Raw genomic sequence first — 16,427 nt, forward strand, 5'->3', positions numbered from 1 at the left:
CACTCCGACCCGAAGGAACCACGTGACCGACCAGCTGATCGCCGGCTCCGCCGTACGCGTCCTCGATGTCGGTGACCTGCCTGCGTGCCTGCGCCTGGGCGAGGACCGCGAGTGGTCGCCCGAGGAGCGCAAGTGGCGGTTGCTGTTCGAGGTCGGCGACGTCTACGGGATCGACGATCCCGACGGTGGGCTGGCCGCGACGGTCGTGGCCACCCGCTTCGGCCGGAAGGTCACCGCCATCGGCATGATGCTCGTCGCCAAGCGGCACGAACGCCGTGGACTCGGCGGCGGCCTGTTGCGGTACGCGCTGGACCGGTCGGGTACGTCGAGCGCCTGGCTGACCGCCACCGCGTACGGGAGGCCGATGTACGAGAGGCTGGGCTTCCGGCCGGTCGGCGAGTGCGCCACCTATACGGGACAGGCGGTGGGGCTGCGCCGAGGGTCGTCCCGGCCCGCGGCACCCTCGGATCTGCCGGCGATCCTCGCTCTGGACGCCGAGGTCTTCGGTGCGCCGCGCGTCGAGTTGCTGACCCGGCTGCGGTCGTTCTGGGAGCAGTTCCGCGTGGTCGACGGCCCCGGCGGGCTGGCCGGGTTCGGCGGTGCCTGGCGCAACGTGAGCGACACGGTCCTCGGACCTGTGATCGCGCAGGACGCGGACATCGCGCTGGAACTGCTCTCCGATCTGGCCTCCGATGTCGAGGGGCCGGTGCGCGTCGATATCGACACGGGCAGGCCCGAGCTGGTCGCCTGGGCGATGGAGCACGGTCTGACCCACGGCTTCTCCACCACGATCATGGAGTACGGCGAGGAACTCCCCGGGGACCGAGCTCGCCTGTTCACCCCTGTGATGGTCGCTCTCGGCTGATCGTTCCCCACGTTCGGCGCGGCTCCCCGCGGTCCTCACTCATAAGGCTCCACGGGCTGGGGAATCTCGGTGACGTCGGTGGCCACGAGCTCGGGGGCGACCATCCCGTTGGGAATCCTGTCGGACTTGGGGCGCACCCATGTGCCGGTGACCTCCACCCAGGTGTCCACCGGCGGCCGGGCAGCCTTGAGGACGGCCACCTTCAGCGGGATGCCGTCGGCGGCGCAGCAGTTCATCTGGATGCGCGTGACATACCACCGGTTCTTCTTCGCGGACGGCACCACGAACCCGGTGAGCCGGACCCGCTTCCCCGTGAGGGAGTAGGTCGAGTCCGCCCAGGCCCGGCCGATGAACTCCCCGATCGGCATCGCGGTCACCGTGTCCCCGGCGAGGGCGCTGTAGGTCTCCGCGCTGATCGGCGGCCGCGGCGGAGGCTCCTCGGAGCGGGCGGCGAAGGCCCCGAGCGCGGGCGGGGCGATGAGAAAGATCGCGAACACCGGCAGGCAGAGCAGCCACGCCACCCGCGGACCGTGCGAGTGATCGTGTCCGCCGTGCTTGCCGTGTCCACGGTGCCCCTGTTCACCGTGCTCGACATGCTTGCCGTGTTCATCGTGGCCGCCGTGTTCACTGTGGCCGCCGTCCGGGTGGTGGTCCGGGCCGGTGAGGTACGGCTTGCGCCACTCCTGGATCAGGCCGATGACCCCGAGTGCCAGCACCACGGCACCCGCCGCGATCAGGAACGGGCGGAACCCGGGTTTCACGTAGTTGAGATAGGTCGTGGAGAACACGGTGATCCGCAGCACGGCTCCGCCGAGGAACACCATCACCAGGCTCTGCGACATCCGGTTCACAGCAGGACGCCTCCGACGGCCATGCTCACCAGCACCGCCAATATGAATGTCAGGGGGACGAACCGGGCCGCGAACGCCCGTCCGAACGTCCCGATCTGGAGAGCGATCAGTTTCAGGTCCACCATCGGCCCGACCACCAGGAAGGCCAGCCGTGCGGTAGGGGAGAACGCCGTCAGCGACGCCGCCACGAAGGCGTCCGCCTCCGAGCAGATCGACAGCAGGACGGCGAGCAGCGCGAGCACCACGATGGACAGCAACGGCACGTCCGCCACCGTGGTCAGCCAGGAGCGCGGCACCACGACGTTCAACGTGGCCGCGGTCATTCCACCGACGACCAGGAAGCCTCCGGCGTGAAGCAGATCATGCTGCGCGGCCTCCCGGAACGCCTCCCATTTCGAACCGGCGGCAGCCGTACGGGTGGGGACGCGCAACCAGGTGGAGCGGCCGAAGCGCAGCCAGAGCCACCCGACGAGGACGGCCACGATGAGGGATGCGGCGAACCGCGCGACGGCCATCATCGGCTGGCCGGGGAACGCGACCGCGGTGGCCACCACGACCACCGGGTTGATCGCGGGTGAGGCGAGCAGGAACGCCAGCGCGGCCGCGGGCGTGACGCCCCTCGACATCAGGCCCGAGGCCACCGGGACGGACGCGCACTCGCACCCGGGAAGGACCGCGCCCGCCGCCCCCGCCACGGGAACGGCGGCGTACGGATGCCGGGGGAGGGCACGGGTCCAGAACGAGGCCGGCACGAAGGCCGTGATCGCGGCCGACAGCAGCACGCCGAAGACGAGGAACGGCAGTGCCTGGACGGAGATCGCCACGAAGATCGTCGCCCAGGTCTGGAGCGAGGGGAACGCCAGCAGAGGAGTCAGGACGAACCGGCCCGCGACCAGCAGAACGACGATGGCGGCGAAGATCCACGGCGTCGCAGGAGGCGCCGCGGACCTGCGCCCCCACTCGGAGGGCGGCAATTCCGTTGGTGCGTCGGCCAGGGCACGGTCGGACATGAGGTCATCCTGGCAGACCTCCGGCGCCGTCGGCCGGCCCTGTGGATAACCGGGTTCCGGTTCGTCCTGGCCGGCCGGTCCGGTGTCCATCCGCGGAATTCGCGGTTCGGCGCGGGGCCACTGGGCCGGATCAGTGGCGTGTCCACGAACTGTTCCCGCCCGGCTCGAAGCGGCTCGGCCCCCAGGTTCGGACCCGGCTCCCAGCTGTCCGGACCCCTCTCACTCCGGACCTCGCGCAAAGCGGTTCAGGCCGGAGACCCGGCCCAAAGAGGTTCACACAGGGTTCAGCCGGCACCAGCGGTGACCGGTGGACGACGCGCCGAGGGCCTCCACCCGTCAGAGTTGGTTCAGCAGCCAGCGGGGACCGGTGAACGACGCCCCTAGGGCCTCCACCCGACGGCGGAGTTCGCGGTCCGCCGTGACGACGAGCACCTTCTCCCAGGGCATCGTGTTGCGTACCAGGGCCACGATCGCGTCGTCTCCGCTGCCCGAAGCCTGGACCACCGTGACTCCCGAGACGTTGGAGACCGCCGAGATCTCCGACACCTCAGATACAGCCTCCGGCACCGAAGAGACGCCGGTCGCCCCCTCTGAAACAGCCGGCATGGCAGGGCCTCCGATGGCTCCTCGCGCCGCCCCTTCGACCACGACGGTCAACCGGGGGAACCACTGGGCGAGTTCCGGCAGGCCGTCCGGAGGCCGGCGCAGACCGTGCGCCGCGAGCGTGCCGAGCTCACCGATCAACTGGGCGGTCGCCCCGGCACGGTCCTTCCACCAGCCGTGCTCGGCTCGCGCGCCGATGACGTTGGCCGCGTCCACGACGACGACGAGTGGGGTGAGCGTGAGCCGTATCCGGGGCCAGGTCTCGGCGAACCCGGGATGCAGTTTCCTCGCCGCGATCTCGTCGGCCGCGATCCATCGCATGTCGGAGCTCTCGCCGTTCGCCGGGGAGGCGTCGAGCAGGCCCTCGGCCTGGGCGATCACGGTCTGGAACGACCAGCCGCCGTGGTCGTCGAGATAGACACCCTGGACCCGGAGGAGGTCACCGGTCAGCGCCGCCTCCTCGTGGGCTTCGCGCAGCGCGCCGGTGATCGCGTCCTCGTGGCTGTCGCGGGCGCCGCCGGGAAGCCCCCATGTGCCGCCGTGATGGCTCCACCAGGAGCGTTTCTGCATCAGGACGTACGGCATGCCGTCCAGCGTGTGATGGACGGCGAGTAGGCCGGCCGCGCCGTGGATCCCCCAATGCCGGTGCCCGCGATCGCAGAGGGCCCAGCCGTCCCCGTCCTTAGCCGCCATGACCCTCGTCCTGTCGTGTCAGAGACTCACCACTGCTCGGCCGGGATGCTGGTCCCGGAGGCCAGGTCGTAAAGGATGGCGCCGTCCTCGAGCCGGATGGCCTGCATCTGCGTCACCAGCCCGGTGTCCCTGAGCCGGAGCACGGCTTCGTGCGCGTTCTTGGCGAAATGGTAGCGATCGGTGGAGGAAAACTCGGGGCTCGGCCGCACACAGCGGACTTCGAAGCGGTCCGGTGGCCACAATTGGGCGATTGGACCTGAATTGTTCCAGCCAGACATCTGGTGCTTCTCCTGTCACGCTGTCGTCAGACAAAGCAATTGATCTGTTGGGGACGTGGCCGGTCCGTTGGACGTGACTGGCCCGATGGCTGATCGTTATGGAGTGGTAAGCGTTCCTTCCCGTTCCTCCTGCCACATCCGTTAGCGTGTGAGCCCTCGCTCGCGGTTCCCGGCGGCTCCGGGCACCGCGAGTTGTCATAGCACGGCACAGACGCCCGCCCCTTCGGCCGGAGGAGCGGGCGTACGCGTTCTCATGAGGGTGCCTCCCCTGGCCACATGGCTGTGTCAGCTCCCTCAGTGTCCGGCCGAACTCCGGCGAAGGCCGGACCAGAGGTCAGCGTGACACGCTCGGTCCCGCTAGCACCAGTGCGATTCCCGGCGCGGGACGACTACCTGCCGCTCTTGGAGAAGTGCTGGTAGTCCTTGGCCCCTGACCAGTAGCCGCCCCAGCCCCAGCTGATCGTCTCGAAGGCCCGGACCACCCGGTCGCCCGCGTTGATCACTCCGGGCTTGTGCAGCGGGCGCTTGACGTACGCGTCGGCGTTGCGGTGCGCGTGCGACCCGTTCGCGTACACGTACGGGTTCTCGAGGGGGTTGAGGTCGACCGCCTGGCCGTACGCGTGCTCGGACCAGTTGGTCGTCCCCGTGGCGGCCCGGCAGTTGAACGCCGAGGTGTTGTCCGCGTCGATCGAGGCGTAGTCGTCGCCCTTGTAGGCGTCCACCGGCTCCATCCTGCGGATCGGATAGCGGAAGCCGTACAGCTTCTTGAAGACCGACACGACGTCGTCGGCGACGGTCTGGTTGACGACGAGCCTGCCGGTGTGCACCTTGCCGTCGAACCCCCAGTGGGGCATCGTGATCATGCGCAGACCGTTCAGAGGGACCGGGCATCCCTGCCGCCAGGAGTACCGCACCTGGTCTCGCGAAACCTTGGTGATCTTGGCCGAGAACGGAGGAGGGCCCGACGGGGAGGGTTTCTCCGTCGCCCCCGGACTCTCCGTCGCCCCCGGGCTCGCTGTCGAAGCCGGTGAGGGAGTCACCGCGGCGCTTCCCGTGGGTGTGGCCGTGACCGGGGCGGACATCGCCGACTTCCCCTCGGCGCTGCACGCCGTCACTCCGGCGATGGCCAACATCACTATCGCTGATCTGCGGAAACGTGTGGTAGCCATACGTCAGAGTAACTCCGCCGCGGCCACGGGACCGGACAATGGGGCGCCGAAACCGTCGGAGTGCCCCGCTATGGTGACGATCGTGCTTCCCGAGCTGCGCTTCGGCGGGCTGGCCGTCCCCACCCACGGCTTCTTCGTCGGCCTCGGCGTGGTCGTGGCGGCCGTCGTCTTCGTCCTCGAGGCCCGCCGCAGGGGGACACTGCACGAGGACTCGCTGGTCGCGGTCACCGGCGCGCTCGTGGGCGGCGCGATCGGGATGCGCCTGTCCGGCTGGGCCGAGCACCTGGACCCGCACCTGAACCCCAGCCTTCTCGAAGCGTGGATGTTCGGCTCCCGCAGCATTCTCGGCGGGCTCACCGGGGCCTACGCCGGCGTGTTGATCGCCAAGCGGATCATCGGCTATCGCGGCAAGACAGGCGATCTGTTCGCCCCCGCCGTCGCGCTCGGCATGGCCGTGGGCCGGATCGGCTGCTTCCTCACCGAGGCGCCGGGGCGTCCCACCGGCCTCCCGTGGGGTGTGCACGCGCCCGCCACCGTCCCCGAGTGCCCAGGGTGCCTCGCCGGGCAGGCCATGCATCCGTCCTTCCTGTACGAGGTCGCCTTCCAGCTGGCCGCTTTCTTCGCCCTGCTCTGGGCGCGTGACCGGGTCAGCCGGCCGGGCGAGCTGTTCACGCTGTACGTCGGCGCGTACGCGGTGTTCCGCTTCCTCGTCGAGTTCACCCGGGCGAACGAGACGGTCTGGCTCGATCTGACCCGGCCTCAGTGGTTCCTCGTCCCCGGCCTCGTGCTCGTCTTCTTCAGGATCCTGTACGGCTATCGCCACGGTTATTACGACATGCTGGTACACAGGACGGACCGCCGGATCTACACGCGACAGGAGGAAGGCGCCTCTCCGGGCCCGAAGACGCCATGACCACTCCCCCCGAGCCTCCCGGCGAACCCCGGGACGACCGGGGCTCCGAGCAGGAGCCCGGCACCCCGAGCCGGAGCGGCCCCCAGCCGCCCCAGCACCACCAGCCGCAAGGGCCCGGTCCCCAGGGACCCCAGGGGCCGTACGGACCGCCACCGCCCGGCTACGGCTGGCCGCCGCCACCGCAGCCGCCGAAGAACACGACGGGGATCGTCGTCGCCATGACCTTCGTCGGGCTGGCGGTCTTCGTCGTCGTCAATTTCGCGGCCGTCCTGCTCACGTTGACCCTCGCGGACACCGGCGACCACGCGGTTACGATCATCGGCGCGGGTGCGCTGATCCTGGCGGCCTTCGCGCTCGGCGGCGGCGCGGGGCTCGTCTTCCTGCGCAAGCCGTGGTCCAAGGGGCTCGGCCTCGGTCTCATGATCGGCTGGGCGCTGGTCTCGATCGTGTCCGTCGGATACTGCACCGGGATCAACCCGTCCATCTACGCGGGCGGTGTCCTGTGAGCGGCATGCCCCTGCGCGGTGATCGCATCCTGCGTTACGTCAACGCGTTCTGCCCCCGTTGCCACGACGAGCGGCCGGACCGCCCGCTCGACCAGGTCCCCCGGCTGTCGGGCTGGCTGGCCGCCAGGAACGACCGGGTCTATCTGGAACGCGGCTGCCGTACGCACGGCATGGTCCGCACCATGTACGACGAGGATCCGGAGATCCTCGCCTATCTGGAGGAATGGACCGCTCCCACCAAGGCCCACATCCCCGACGTCGCGGGAAACTTCGCCCCGATCCCCGAGGCGTACCTCCACGGGCTCCCGGAGATGCAGACCCAGCACACCTGCATCCTGCTGGAGGACATCGCCGAGACCTGCAACCTCCGCTGCCCGACCTGCTTCACCGAGTCCTCGCCCGATCTGCGCGGTGTGGTGCCGGTCGAGGAGATCCTGGCCAGCGTCGACCAGCGGCTCGCCCGCGAGAACGGCCGCATCGACGTGCTCATGTTGAGCGGCGGCGAGCCGACCCTGCACCCCGCGCTGCCGGAGCTGCTCGGGCGACTCGTGTCCCGGCCCATCACCCGGATCCTGATCAACACGAACGGCGTCCTCATAGCCAGGGACGACGCCCTGCTCGACCTCCTGACCGAGCACCGGGAGCGGGTCGAGATCTACCTCCAGTACGACGGCGTCAGCGCGGAGGCGTCCCGCCACCACCGGGGCGGTGACCTGCGGCGGTTCAAGGCGCAGGCGCTCGACCGGCTCTCCGAGCGAGAGATCTTCACCACACTCGTGATGACCAGCGCCCTCGGCGTGAACGACGGTGAGATCGGCGACGTCGTGCGGCTCGCGCTCGACACGCCGTACGTCGGCGGGGTGTCCATCCAGCCCCAGTTCGGCTCGGGCCGTTCGGGGCTGATCGACCCGATGGACCGGCTGACCCACACGGGCGTGCTGAAGCGGCTCGGCCCGCAGACGGACGACCTGGTCACCTGGCGTGACCTGACCGCGCTGCCGTGCTCGCATCCGCACTGCTGCTCGGTCGGTTACATGATCAAGGACGACGCCGGACAGTGGCGGTCGCTCACCGCGCTCATCGGCCACGACCGGCTGAAGGAGAACCTGGGCCTGGTCTCCAACCGGATCGCCGACTCGGAGATCCCGCGTGAGCTGCGCCTCGCCGTACAGGAGTCGCTCCTCGGGCTGCTATCCGAGCAGTCGTCGCTGTCCCACCCCGAGGTCGGCAAGCTCTGGCGCGACATCTGCGAGAACTGCGATCTCGGCCTGTCCACCCTGCTGACCCTCGCGTCCTCGGCGCTGCCCGGACGTAAGCGTCGCCTGCGGCGGCTGCTCGGGGAGCGTGTGGTCCGCATCACGATCAAGCCGTTCATGGACATGTCGACCATGATCGAGGAGCGGTTGACCCAGTGCTGCGTGCACGTCGGCACCCGCTCCGACCAGGACCAGTGCGCGCCCTTCTGCGCGGTCCAGGCGTGGCCGGCGCTCGCCCGCCAGCGCCTGTCCGCCGTCGCCTCCGTCGACGCCGGCGCACCGCTCCCGCTGGTGGAGCTCACGTGACGTCCGATCGGGGGAGGGCGCCGCTGACCGGAGTGGCGTACGAGGAGGCTCTCGCGGCCCAGGCGTCCGCGGCGCGCGGCGACACGGTGGGCGGATCCACGGTGGGCGGGTTCACGGTGGGCGGGTTCACGGTGGGCGGCGACACGGTGGGCGGATCCACGGTCCACAGCGGCCGGAGAGGGCCGGGCGCCGCCCCGTTCGATCCGTTGCGGCTGTGCGTCTACACGACGGTGGCCCTGCTGGGCTGGTTGCTGGGCCCGCTGGCGGTGCTCGGCTTCGCCGTCGTCGGGTTCGCGGGTTACGTCCGGGCCCGAAGGGCCGGGCTCGTGCGGAGCAAGTGCCTCCTGCGCGACACGCGCCTGGTCCTGGCCTATCTCGCCCTCATCGTGGTCGCCGCGGTCGCCGCCATCGTCCTGCGCTTCTTCACCTAGTGCCCTGACGCGCCCCTTCTTTGCGGTGGCTTTTTTCGCAAGACGTCGCGCACATGTTCGAGGGAGCGCTACAGTCTTCGACATCGGATCGAACAGGGGTTCGGTCGCCGAGTCTGCAGGTGAGGTGTGCCATGGCGTTGCTCGCGGCACCGATGGCGTCCCGGGAACGGACGCCGGCCACCTCGGGGCGATGTGTCCCGCTCCGGCCCGGAGCGACACGCCGTAGCGCTTTCTACGGAAATCTACGACGGCCGCTATATCCGGTCATAAAGTCCGAGAGCGTGGACCCCGTGCGCAACCCCTACGCCCCCGGTGCGGGGCAGCGCCCACCCGAGCTCGCCGGGCGCGATCGTGAGCTGCAGCAGTTCGAGGTCGTGCTGGAACGGGTGGCCCGCGGCCGCCCGGAGCGGAGCATGGTGCTCACCGGGCTTCGTGGCGTCGGCAAGACCGTCCTGCTCAACACCTTCAAGTCGATGGCCATCCAGCGCCTGTGGGGCACCGGCAAGATCGAGGCGCGGCCGGAGCAGTCGATCCGCCGCCCGGTCGCCGCCGCCCTCCACATGGCGATCCGCGAGCTGGCCCCCCGGCATCGCGCCCCTGACCGCATCGAGGAGTTCCTCGGCGTGCTCAAGGCCTTCGCGATGCGCGACCCGGCCGCCGCCAAGGGCACCTCCCACTGGTCACCCGGCATCGACGTCCCCGCGTCGCGCGGCCGGGCCGACTCCGGCGACCTGGAGATCGACCTGACCGAGCTGTTCGTCGACGCCGCGGGGGTCGCGACCGATCTCGGTGTCGGCATCGCGCTGTTCATCGACGAGATGCAGGACGTGCAGGCTCCGGACATCTCCGCACTGTGCGCCGCGTGTCATGAGCTGTCCCAGAACGGCGGCCCGCTGATCGTGGTCGGCGCCGGGCTGCCGCACCTCCCCGGCGTCCTGTCCGCGAGCAAGAGCTACTCCGAGCGGCTGTTCCGGTACGCGCGGATCGACCGTCTGGACCGGGACGCCGCCGATCTCGCGCTCATCGCCCCCGCCGAGCGTGAGGACGTCGAGTTCACCGCGGAGGCGCTCGACGCCCTCTACGAGGCGGCCGACGGCTATCCCTACTTCGTTCAGGCGTACGGCAAGGTCGCCTGGGATCTCGCCCCGCGCAGCCCGATCACGGCCGACGACATCAAGGTGTCGGCGCCCGAGGCCGAGGAGGAGCTCGCGGTCGGGTTCTTCGGCAGCAGATACGAGCGCGCCACCCCGGCCGAGCGTGACTACATGCACGCGATGGCCCAGCTCGGTGATGACCCGGTGCCCACCGCCGACGTCGCCGACGTGCTCGGCCGCAAGCCGTCGAGCCTGTCGCCGGCACGGGACAGCCTCATCAAGAAGGGCCTGATCTACAGCGCGGAGCGTGGCGTGATCGCCTTCACCGTGCCCCATTTCGGGAGGTTCCTGCGTGCGCAACCGCTGTAGCGATCCCCGCCATTGACCTCTCTACGGCTTTCTAGTGGGGAAGCTAGAGAGCCGTAGAGAGCTGAATTCGCCTGCCCGCATTCGAGAATCTACGGATGTCTAGTGTCAGGCCGATACAGCGATAGATTCCTGTATCGGCTCGACGAGGGTGCCGTCCTGGCCGACGACCGCCACCCTGACGGCCGGGCGCCGCCCACTCAGATAGACGGCGAAGACCACCTCCGTGCCTCCTCGGCCGGGGAAGGCCAAGAACCGCCAGCACAGCTCGCGCCATGAGTCGAACGGCTCGTCCGACTCCAGCACATCGGCGTGCGCGCGCCACTCCGTACTCGACCTGAGCCGCGACAGGGCGCGGCCGGCGGGGATCGACCGCTCCTCACAGGGGGCCCGGTGGCGGAGCCGGGAGAAGGTCTCCTCGACCTCGGGCGAGAGCGACAGCAGCAGCGCGAGGCCGCACACGGCCCAGGCCGCGGCCGTCCAGGATGCTCTGGACAGGGCCTCGGCGGGGCCGACGTCGGTCGTCGCCACCACCGCGGCCAGCACCGCGAGCACGGCCGTACGTGCGACAGACCGTAGGCCGACCGGGGCGGAGCTCACCTCGCCGAAGCAGCCGCATCCCACGTCGGGACGGCGGCGCCGCAGGTCCCACAGCACGTACGTCGAGACGGTGAAGAACACGACGGTGAGCCAGCGGGCGACGGCGAGGTCGGCGACGAGCTGCCCGGCGACCAGCGCGAACTCGCCGAGCGCGCAACAGAGCATGGCGGCTCTCCTGAAACGCTCCGGCACGAGTACGGCGGGGCCGAGCCGGTTCAGCGCGCCCTGCCGGGCATCGTCTCCGGCGCTGATCAGCTTGGCCGCGCCGCCCATGATCAGGAGCAGCGTCAATATGGGCAGGGCGGCCACGGCCGCGGTCACCAGCACACCTCACCCCAATCCGACCTGGGCGTTGAAGCAGCCCTTGGTCAGGTCGCCACCGAGTCGTACGTACGAGAGCGCGGACAGCTCCACGATCCTGCCGCGCGGAGACGTGTCGCAGTCGAGGCAGCGGTCGCAGAAATGACCGGCCATGCAGCCGCACCCCACGATCGGAACGGTTCCGGACCGCCGCGCGCAGACATTGCGCACGAAGAGCATCGACCCCAGCGAGAGGTACGGCAGCCGGGCGCAGGAGACCACCCCCTGGTCGCAGCCTGTGTCGGAGCTCTCCAGCATCGGATAGGCCGCGCCGTGGTCCGTGTAGTCGGACCACACGGCCGTCCCGGAGATCCTGGTCCGCGTCCCGCCGAACGCCGGAGGCGGGGGAGGCAGCGCCTCCGCCCGGTACGGAGGCTGCGACGTGGCGGGGACCTGGGCCACGGCGGCGCCGTCCTGCATCGTCCCGATGGCGTCGAAGAGATATCCGGGCTCCAGCCGCGGATGCCGTACCAGGATCCGGCCGGTCGACCGGTAGGGGATCACGATCGAGCGCCGTCCCCGATGTGGTCCGCCATCGATCTCGACGGTGAGGTCACGCCTGCCTCGGACGTCGAGGATGATCCCGGTCATCCGGGTCATGTCCGCCCACACGCAGTCGGCGACCCGGCCCGCACGCGTCCTGATGATCACGCGGGAGCCGATGGGCAACCTGGTCGGGGGGACGGGGCCGCCGCGCCAGGCGGTCGCCCACGGGGCGATGACCAGGCGTTCCTCCTGGCCGTCGTCGTTCTCGACGACCAGGAGGTGGGTGGTGGCGTCGACGATCTGGCCGCTCACGGCGTCGATCGCCGTGCCGTCGTCGTCGTCGGCCGGCCGGGGCGTCTGGACGTCGCGGCCCAGGGCCGCCGCGGACAGCAGGTGCCGGCGCTCGACCCGTGCGTGCGACATCGGAACTCTCACCCGCCCAGCGTCACATGACGCCGATGACCGATAGAGACGTATTCGGGACCGATGGTGGATTCGGGAGCAATATTCCTCCACTTGGTGGAAGCTGTTTGTCTCCCGAACCCCGGTGAACCCGGGCCGACGGGTACCGAACGGGGCCCATGAGCGCCGTGTCGTTCCGCCACCGATCTGCCGTCTCTTTGCACTTGACGGTACGAAACCTGGATGACGGTTCAGTCGGATCGCGGGTCCCAACTGCGATTCTGGCGACGAAGCAGCCTCTCCACGGCCGGACCGGTGATCGTTTTATGGGGAATCATGAGGAGTTCCGCGAGTACGTCGTGACGCGCGGGCCGGCACTCCTGCGTGCCGCCCATCAGCTCACCGGGAACCCCTCAGACGCCGAGGACCTGCTGCAGGCCGCGCTGGCCAAGACATATGTCGCCTGGGACCGGATCCAGGATCGTTCCTCACTCGACGGGTACGTGCGCCGGGCGATGGTCAACATCAACATCTCGTGGTGGCGGCGGCGCAAGCTCCAGGAGTACCCCTCCGACGAGCTCCCCGAGGTGCCCTTCCAGCAGGACGTGCGGCATCACCACGAGGACCTGGAACGGGCCCTCGAACGGCTCCCGGTGCGGCAGCGGACCGCGATCGTGCTGCGCTACTACGAGGACATGACCGAGCCCGAGATCGCCAAGGCCCTCGGGATCAGCATCGGAACGGTCAAGAGCACGGTGTCACGCGGGATGGCCAAGCTTCGTGGGGACATGGCCGTCCAGCCTTCGTTGAACTGAGGGCTTCTCCGGTCATTCGACCTTGACGGGCTCCGTGACCCCCGCCGTGGCGCAGGGCCGTACGACGTCGCGGATGAGGCGGAGCGTGGTCAGGAAGTCGGTGAGCTGCTCGGGGGTGAGCAGGCCGGTGAACCACGTCTCGATGTCGTCGAGGTGCTGGGGAAGCACGCTCAGTAGCCGGTCCCTGCCTTCGTCGGTGAGGACCGCGTACGACGCGCGGCGGTCGCTGTGGCAGGCCCGGCGGATCACGAGGTTGTCGCGCTCCAGTCGGTCGACCACGCGGGTGATCCCGCTGGTGGACAGCGATGTCTGTGCGGCCAAGTCGCTCATCCGAAGGCCGTGTTCTGGGGAGCGGGCGAGCCTGATCAGCGTCTCGAAGTCGGCGTCGGACAGCCCGGCACCCGCGAGGGCGGGGCTGATCTTTCCGGAGATCCCCGACATGACCTCGGCGAGCAGGCCCATCGCGGTGAGGCGGGGATCATCAAATGGGCTCATATGGCGCAGTCTACCGCGTCTTATTTGACATGGGGAATATTCCTCCTGTAGACAATTGCTTGCTCAGACATCCACGCGGCAAGTACATCGGGAGGCCAGCATGAGCATCCGTGAGTGGGAAGGCATCAAGATTCCGACGGCAGGGACCTTCGCCCTGGACATCGCGCACACGCGCGTCGGGTTCGTCGTCAAGCACATGATGGTCAGCAAGGTCCGCGGCAACTTCGCCGAGTTCGAGGGCAAGATCGTCATCGCCGAGAACCCGCTGGAGTCGGGCGTCGAGGCCGTGATCAAGACCGCGAGCATCCACACCGGTGTGGGCGACCGCGACAACCACCTCCGCAGCGACGACTTCCTCTCCGCCGAGAAGTTCCCGGAGATCACCTTCCGCAGCGCCCGGGTGGCCGACCACTCCGACGACGAGTTCGTCCTCGTCGGCGACCTCACGATCCGTGACGTCACCAAGGAGGTCAAGCTCAAGGTCGAGTTCGGCGGTGCCGCGCAGAACCCGTGGGGCCAGGAGATCTTCGGCTTCAGCGCCGAGACCGAGATCGACCGCGAGGACTTCGGCCTGACCTACAACCAGGCCCTGGAGACCGGTGGCGTTCTGGTCGGCAAGAAGGTCAAGATTGAGATCGAGGGCGAAGCCGTACGGCAGGCCTGAGCGAGTTCCCCAGCTTTACGCACAGCTCTTGTCCACAGGCTGTGGACAAGAGCTGTGCGTTCGGGATCGCGACCCAGCCGACGGGTGATCGCGGGGTGATGTCGTCCACCTGCCGGCATACCCTCCTCGCGCTGTCGCCTGTCGGGATCGATCAAGGCCGGTTTCGCTTTGCTGGCTGGCACAATCGCCGGTACTCTGTCTTGAGCCGATCGGCAACCAGGAGGCTTCGCCTAGTCAGGTCTATGGCGCCGCACTGCTAATGCGGTTTGGGTCTTAAGCCCATCCGGGGTTCAAATCCCCGAGCCTCCGCAGGTCAGAGCCCCTCTCGCGACTTCAGCGAGGGGGGCTCTTCTGGTTTCTGGGACCGTCAAGGTCGCAGTTTGAGTTGCAGTTAGTCGTCATCGCCCCAGAGAGCCGCCCCATGTGCGTGCTTGCATCCTTCACCTGTTGACTGGCGACGTGACGCCCTGAACGTCAACCTGAGCCCCGAAGCGGACCACATGCAGTGGCTCGACCTCGTCGTCCTGGTCGAGTTCGTCGAGCGCTTCATCCCAGGCGGGCAGGCGTGCGCAGTTCAGGCCCTCCGCAAACGCGAACACCCCGGAACCGGCGGCGGCGGTTCCGGGGCGGGCGGCCGTTCCGGGATCGGGCCTCCGGGATCGGGCCTCCGGGATCAGGTCGCGAGCGCGGTGCGGCGGCCGCGGCGGGCCACCTCGCGCTCCAGGTACCACTCCACGGCCAGCAGCGGGATCGTCCAGCCGAGCCAGCCGGACAGCCCGGAGATCGTCCACGCCATCAGGTCGGGGTCGCCGTGGAAGACGGTGTCCTGCAGCGGGGACAGGGCGATGATCAGTATCCCGGTCCACACCCGGTTGGTGATGATGGAGTAGGTCAGCACGGCGCTGCGCAGCATCCAGCGCCGGTGGTCGGCGTACCGGCGGGCGCGGGCGGCGCGCCAGCCCGCCACGGTGAAGGCGAGCCACAGCAGGGCGAGGAGCACGTCGCTGACCGCGAGGAACGGCCCGAACGGGGTGCGCGCCCCGATGACCAGGCCGGTCAGCCCGGCCGGCAGCACCCCGGCGAACACGTAGACCCGCCCGGCGCGCCGGTGCCACACCGGGTGCCGCCGGCGGAACCACGGCCACACCTGGAAGAACGCGGTGACCATGGCGACCGAGGCGAACAGCACGTGCGCCACGAGCAGCGGGTAGTGCGGGCCGAACCCCTCTGGCTGCGGCACCCGGGACAGCGACGGGTCGCCGGTCAGGTACGGCGGCAGCGAGAACGCGAGGAACCCGGCCGTGACCAGGCCGAGCGGCACCGTCCAGCGGCGCCGCCACCACGGACGCCGGCGGGCCGGTACCGGCGGAGGACTGTCGATCGTCGTGTGCATGACGGCTCCAAGGAGGACGGTCGAATGGATGCGTATGGCATACGCTTAATGCGTACCATATACGCAACGCGTATGACATACGCAAACTGGTAAGCTCCCTGGAATGCCGGACGACATCGGAGACGAGCTGCCGCACGCGCTGAAGGTGCTGTGGGGGCGGGCCAAGCCGAAGGGGCGGGGACGCACGCCCGGGCTCAGCCTGGAGCGGATCGTGGCGACGGCCGTCGCCCTCGCCGACGAGGAGGGTCTGGCCGCACTGTCCATGGCGCGGCTCGCCGAACGGCTCGGCTGCGCGCCCATGTCGCTGTACCGGCACGTGGCCGGCAAGGACGACCTGCAGCTGTTCATGCTGGACGCTGTGCCCGGCCCGCCGCCAGAGTTCGGCACTGCGCCGGCCGACTGGCGCGGCTCACTCACTCGGTGGGCCGTCGAGCTGTTCGGCGTCTACCTGCGGCATCCGTGGATCGTCCAGCTGGTGAACTCCCCGCCGATGGACCCCGGCCAGCTCGCCTGGCTGGACGCCGCGCTACGCGCCCTCGGCGGTACGCCGCTGGACCAGCGGGCCCGGTTCTCGGTGGTCATGCTGGTGCTGCACTACGTGCGCGGCGCGGCCCAGCTCCTGGCGTCCATGCCCGCCGAACCAGAGGAAGGGGCCGACGGGGCGTACGCCGCCCTGCTCACCGAGCTCGCGAGCCCCGGCCGGTTCCCGGCGCTGGCCCGCGCCGTCGAGGCCGGGGTGTTCGCCCCCGACCCGGGGGCCGGTCCGGACGACGACTTCCGCGCCGGCCTGGACTACCTGCTCGACGGCGTGGGGGTGGCGATCGAACGCGCCGCCCGGGCCTGAGCCGGGTCAGCCGGCCGACGCGGCGAC

The 16,427-nt window shown here is 69.6% G+C and carries 19 protein-coding genes and 1 tRNA gene; 10 read left to right on the plus strand and 10 right to left on the minus strand.

Going from position 1 to position 16,427, the window contains the following annotated elements:
* Nucleotides 1-22 precede the first annotated feature (22 nt).
* Nucleotides 23-865, plus strand: coding sequence for a GNAT family N-acetyltransferase (locus AB0I59_RS39880; RefSeq protein WP_061255814.1), 843 nt, complete (start codon nucleotides 23-25; stop codon nucleotides 863-865).
* 35 nt (nucleotides 866-900) lie between these two features.
* Here the strand turns inward: AB0I59_RS39880 and AB0I59_RS39885 are convergent, their stop codons facing one another.
* The 5 genes from AB0I59_RS39885 to AB0I59_RS39905 form a co-directional block, all read right to left on the minus strand.
* A complete protein-coding gene (locus AB0I59_RS39885; protein WP_358141800.1) occupies nucleotides 901-1,707 on the minus strand; it encodes a TIGR03943 family putative permease subunit in 807 nt (268 codons plus the stop codon).
* 5 nt (nucleotides 1,708-1,712) lie between these two features.
* A complete protein-coding gene (locus tag AB0I59_RS39890) occupies nucleotides 1,713-2,726 on the minus strand; it encodes a permease (RefSeq protein ID WP_061255810.1) in 1,014 nt (337 codons plus the stop codon).
* Between the two features lie 336 nt (nucleotides 2,727-3,062).
* Nucleotides 3,063-4,022, minus strand: a complete 960-nt coding sequence (locus AB0I59_RS39895) for an NUDIX hydrolase (RefSeq protein WP_358141803.1) — start codon at nucleotides 4,020-4,022, stop codon at nucleotides 3,063-3,065.
* Nucleotides 4,023-4,048: 26 nt separating this feature from the next.
* A complete protein-coding gene (locus AB0I59_RS39900; protein ID WP_358141806.1) occupies nucleotides 4,049-4,300 on the minus strand; it encodes a hypothetical protein in 252 nt (83 codons plus the stop codon).
* 389 nt (nucleotides 4,301-4,689) lie between these two features.
* Nucleotides 4,690-5,163, minus strand: a complete 474-nt coding sequence (locus AB0I59_RS39905; RefSeq protein WP_228640952.1) for a M15 family metallopeptidase — start codon at nucleotides 5,161-5,163, stop codon at nucleotides 4,690-4,692.
* 76 nt (nucleotides 5,164-5,239) lie between these two features.
* Here AB0I59_RS39905 and AB0I59_RS39910 point away from each other — a divergent pair, with 76 nt between their 5' ends.
* The 5 genes from AB0I59_RS39910 to AB0I59_RS39930 all read left to right on the plus strand — a co-directional run bounded on the left by AB0I59_RS39910 (nucleotide 5,240) and on the right by AB0I59_RS39930 (nucleotide 10,344).
* The gene (locus AB0I59_RS39910) at nucleotides 5,240-6,382 is read left to right on the plus strand and encodes a prolipoprotein diacylglyceryl transferase (protein WP_358141809.1); all 1,143 of its coding nucleotides are present in this window, start codon (nucleotides 5,240-5,242) and stop codon (nucleotides 6,380-6,382) included.
* Complete coding sequence (locus AB0I59_RS39915; RefSeq protein ID WP_358141812.1) at nucleotides 6,379-6,888, plus strand: hypothetical protein; 510 nt, start codon at nucleotides 6,379-6,381, stop codon at nucleotides 6,886-6,888. The genes AB0I59_RS39910 and AB0I59_RS39915 overlap by 4 nt, the downstream gene beginning before the upstream one ends.
* Nucleotides 6,889-6,893: 5 nt before the next feature.
* A complete protein-coding gene (locus tag AB0I59_RS39920) occupies nucleotides 6,894-8,450 on the plus strand; it encodes a radical SAM protein (protein ID WP_061255803.1) in 1,557 nt (518 codons plus the stop codon).
* Nucleotides 8,447-8,881, plus strand: a complete 435-nt coding sequence (locus tag AB0I59_RS39925) for a hypothetical protein (protein WP_358141815.1) — start codon at nucleotides 8,447-8,449, stop codon at nucleotides 8,879-8,881. Before AB0I59_RS39920 ends, AB0I59_RS39925 begins: the two co-directional genes overlap by 4 nt.
* A gap of 281 nt (nucleotides 8,882-9,162) precedes the next feature.
* Complete coding sequence (locus tag AB0I59_RS39930) at nucleotides 9,163-10,344, plus strand: ATP-binding protein (RefSeq protein ID WP_228640944.1); 1,182 nt, start codon at nucleotides 9,163-9,165, stop codon at nucleotides 10,342-10,344.
* A 105-nt stretch (nucleotides 10,345-10,449) separates the two neighbouring features.
* Here the strand turns inward: AB0I59_RS39930 and AB0I59_RS39935 are convergent, their stop codons facing one another.
* Complete coding sequence (locus AB0I59_RS39935) at nucleotides 10,450-11,262, minus strand: MauE/DoxX family redox-associated membrane protein (protein WP_358141818.1); 813 nt, start codon at nucleotides 11,260-11,262, stop codon at nucleotides 10,450-10,452.
* Nucleotides 11,263-11,271: 9 nt separating this feature from the next.
* Complete coding sequence (locus AB0I59_RS39940; protein ID WP_358141821.1) at nucleotides 11,272-12,210, minus strand: hypothetical protein; 939 nt, start codon at nucleotides 12,208-12,210, stop codon at nucleotides 11,272-11,274.
* A gap of 305 nt (nucleotides 12,211-12,515) precedes the next feature.
* Here AB0I59_RS39940 and AB0I59_RS39945 point away from each other — a divergent pair, with 305 nt between their 5' ends.
* A complete protein-coding gene (locus AB0I59_RS39945) occupies nucleotides 12,516-13,004 on the plus strand; it encodes a SigE family RNA polymerase sigma factor (RefSeq protein WP_061255799.1) in 489 nt (162 codons plus the stop codon).
* A 12-nt stretch (nucleotides 13,005-13,016) separates the two neighbouring features.
* Here AB0I59_RS39945 and AB0I59_RS39950 read toward each other — a convergent pair whose 3' ends face one another.
* A complete protein-coding gene (locus AB0I59_RS39950; RefSeq protein WP_061255798.1) occupies nucleotides 13,017-13,499 on the minus strand; it encodes a MarR family winged helix-turn-helix transcriptional regulator in 483 nt (160 codons plus the stop codon).
* Nucleotides 13,500-13,599: 100 nt separating this feature from the next.
* On the opposite strand from AB0I59_RS39950, the gene AB0I59_RS39955 reads away from it, so the two are divergent.
* The gene (locus AB0I59_RS39955) at nucleotides 13,600-14,163 is read left to right on the plus strand and encodes a YceI family protein (RefSeq protein WP_061255797.1); all 564 of its coding nucleotides are present in this window, start codon (nucleotides 13,600-13,602) and stop codon (nucleotides 14,161-14,163) included.
* A 219-nt stretch (nucleotides 14,164-14,382) separates the two neighbouring features.
* A tRNA-Ser gene (locus AB0I59_RS39960) sits at nucleotides 14,383-14,472 on the plus strand.
* 131 nt (nucleotides 14,473-14,603) lie between these two features.
* Here AB0I59_RS39960 and AB0I59_RS39965 read toward each other — a convergent pair.
* Nucleotides 14,604-14,762, minus strand: coding sequence for a hypothetical protein (locus AB0I59_RS39965; RefSeq protein ID WP_358141825.1), 159 nt, complete (start codon nucleotides 14,760-14,762; stop codon nucleotides 14,604-14,606).
* 74 nt (nucleotides 14,763-14,836) lie between these two features.
* Nucleotides 14,837-15,556, minus strand: coding sequence for a DUF2306 domain-containing protein (locus AB0I59_RS39970; RefSeq protein ID WP_358141828.1), 720 nt, complete (start codon nucleotides 15,554-15,556; stop codon nucleotides 14,837-14,839).
* A gap of 103 nt (nucleotides 15,557-15,659) precedes the next feature.
* Here AB0I59_RS39970 and AB0I59_RS39975 point away from each other — a divergent pair, with 103 nt between their 5' ends.
* The gene (locus AB0I59_RS39975; RefSeq protein ID WP_358141831.1) at nucleotides 15,660-16,400 is read left to right on the plus strand and encodes a TetR/AcrR family transcriptional regulator; all 741 of its coding nucleotides are present in this window, start codon (nucleotides 15,660-15,662) and stop codon (nucleotides 16,398-16,400) included.
* Nucleotides 16,401-16,427 lie beyond the last annotated feature (27 nt).

The sequence above is a fragment of the Microtetraspora glauca genome (assembly GCF_040656155.1).
Lineage (GTDB): Bacteria > Actinomycetota > Actinomycetes > Streptosporangiales > Streptosporangiaceae > Microtetraspora > Microtetraspora glauca.

Bases quoted from the DNA above. Each gene is read 5' to 3' on its own strand.
- AB0I59_RS39905 (WP_228640952.1), bottom strand. From the start codon at position 5,163: ATGATCACGATGCCCCACTGGGGGTTCGACGGCAAGGTGCACACCGGC.
- AB0I59_RS39920 (WP_061255803.1), top strand. From the start codon at position 6,894: ATGCCCCTGCGCGGTGATCGCATCCTGCGTTACGTCAACGCGTTCTGC.
- AB0I59_RS39970 (WP_358141828.1), bottom strand. From the start codon at position 15,556: ATGCACACGACGATCGACAGTCCTCCGCCGGTACCGGCCCGCCGGCGT.
- AB0I59_RS39900 (WP_358141806.1), bottom strand. From the start codon at position 4,300: ATGTCTGGCTGGAACAATTCAGGTCCAATCGCCCAATTGTGGCCACCG.
- AB0I59_RS39950 (WP_061255798.1), bottom strand. From the start codon at position 13,499: ATGAGCCCATTTGATGATCCCCGCCTCACCGCGATGGGCCTGCTCGCC.
- AB0I59_RS39915 (WP_358141812.1), top strand. From the start codon at position 6,379: ATGACCACTCCCCCCGAGCCTCCCGGCGAACCCCGGGACGACCGGGGC.
- AB0I59_RS39955 (WP_061255797.1), top strand. From the start codon at position 13,600: ATGAGCATCCGTGAGTGGGAAGGCATCAAGATTCCGACGGCAGGGACC.
- AB0I59_RS39895 (WP_358141803.1), bottom strand. From the start codon at position 4,022: ATGGCGGCTAAGGACGGGGACGGCTGGGCCCTCTGCGATCGCGGGCAC.
- AB0I59_RS39945 (WP_061255799.1), top strand. From the start codon at position 12,516: ATGGGGAATCATGAGGAGTTCCGCGAGTACGTCGTGACGCGCGGGCCG.
- AB0I59_RS39975 (WP_358141831.1), top strand. From the start codon at position 15,660: ATGCCGGACGACATCGGAGACGAGCTGCCGCACGCGCTGAAGGTGCTG.
- AB0I59_RS39940 (WP_358141821.1), bottom strand. From the start codon at position 12,210: ATGTCGCACGCACGGGTCGAGCGCCGGCACCTGCTGTCCGCGGCGGCC.
- AB0I59_RS39890 (WP_061255810.1), bottom strand. From the start codon at position 2,726: ATGTCCGACCGTGCCCTGGCCGACGCACCAACGGAATTGCCGCCCTCC.
- AB0I59_RS39885 (WP_358141800.1), bottom strand. From the start codon at position 1,707: ATGTCGCAGAGCCTGGTGATGGTGTTCCTCGGCGGAGCCGTGCTGCGG.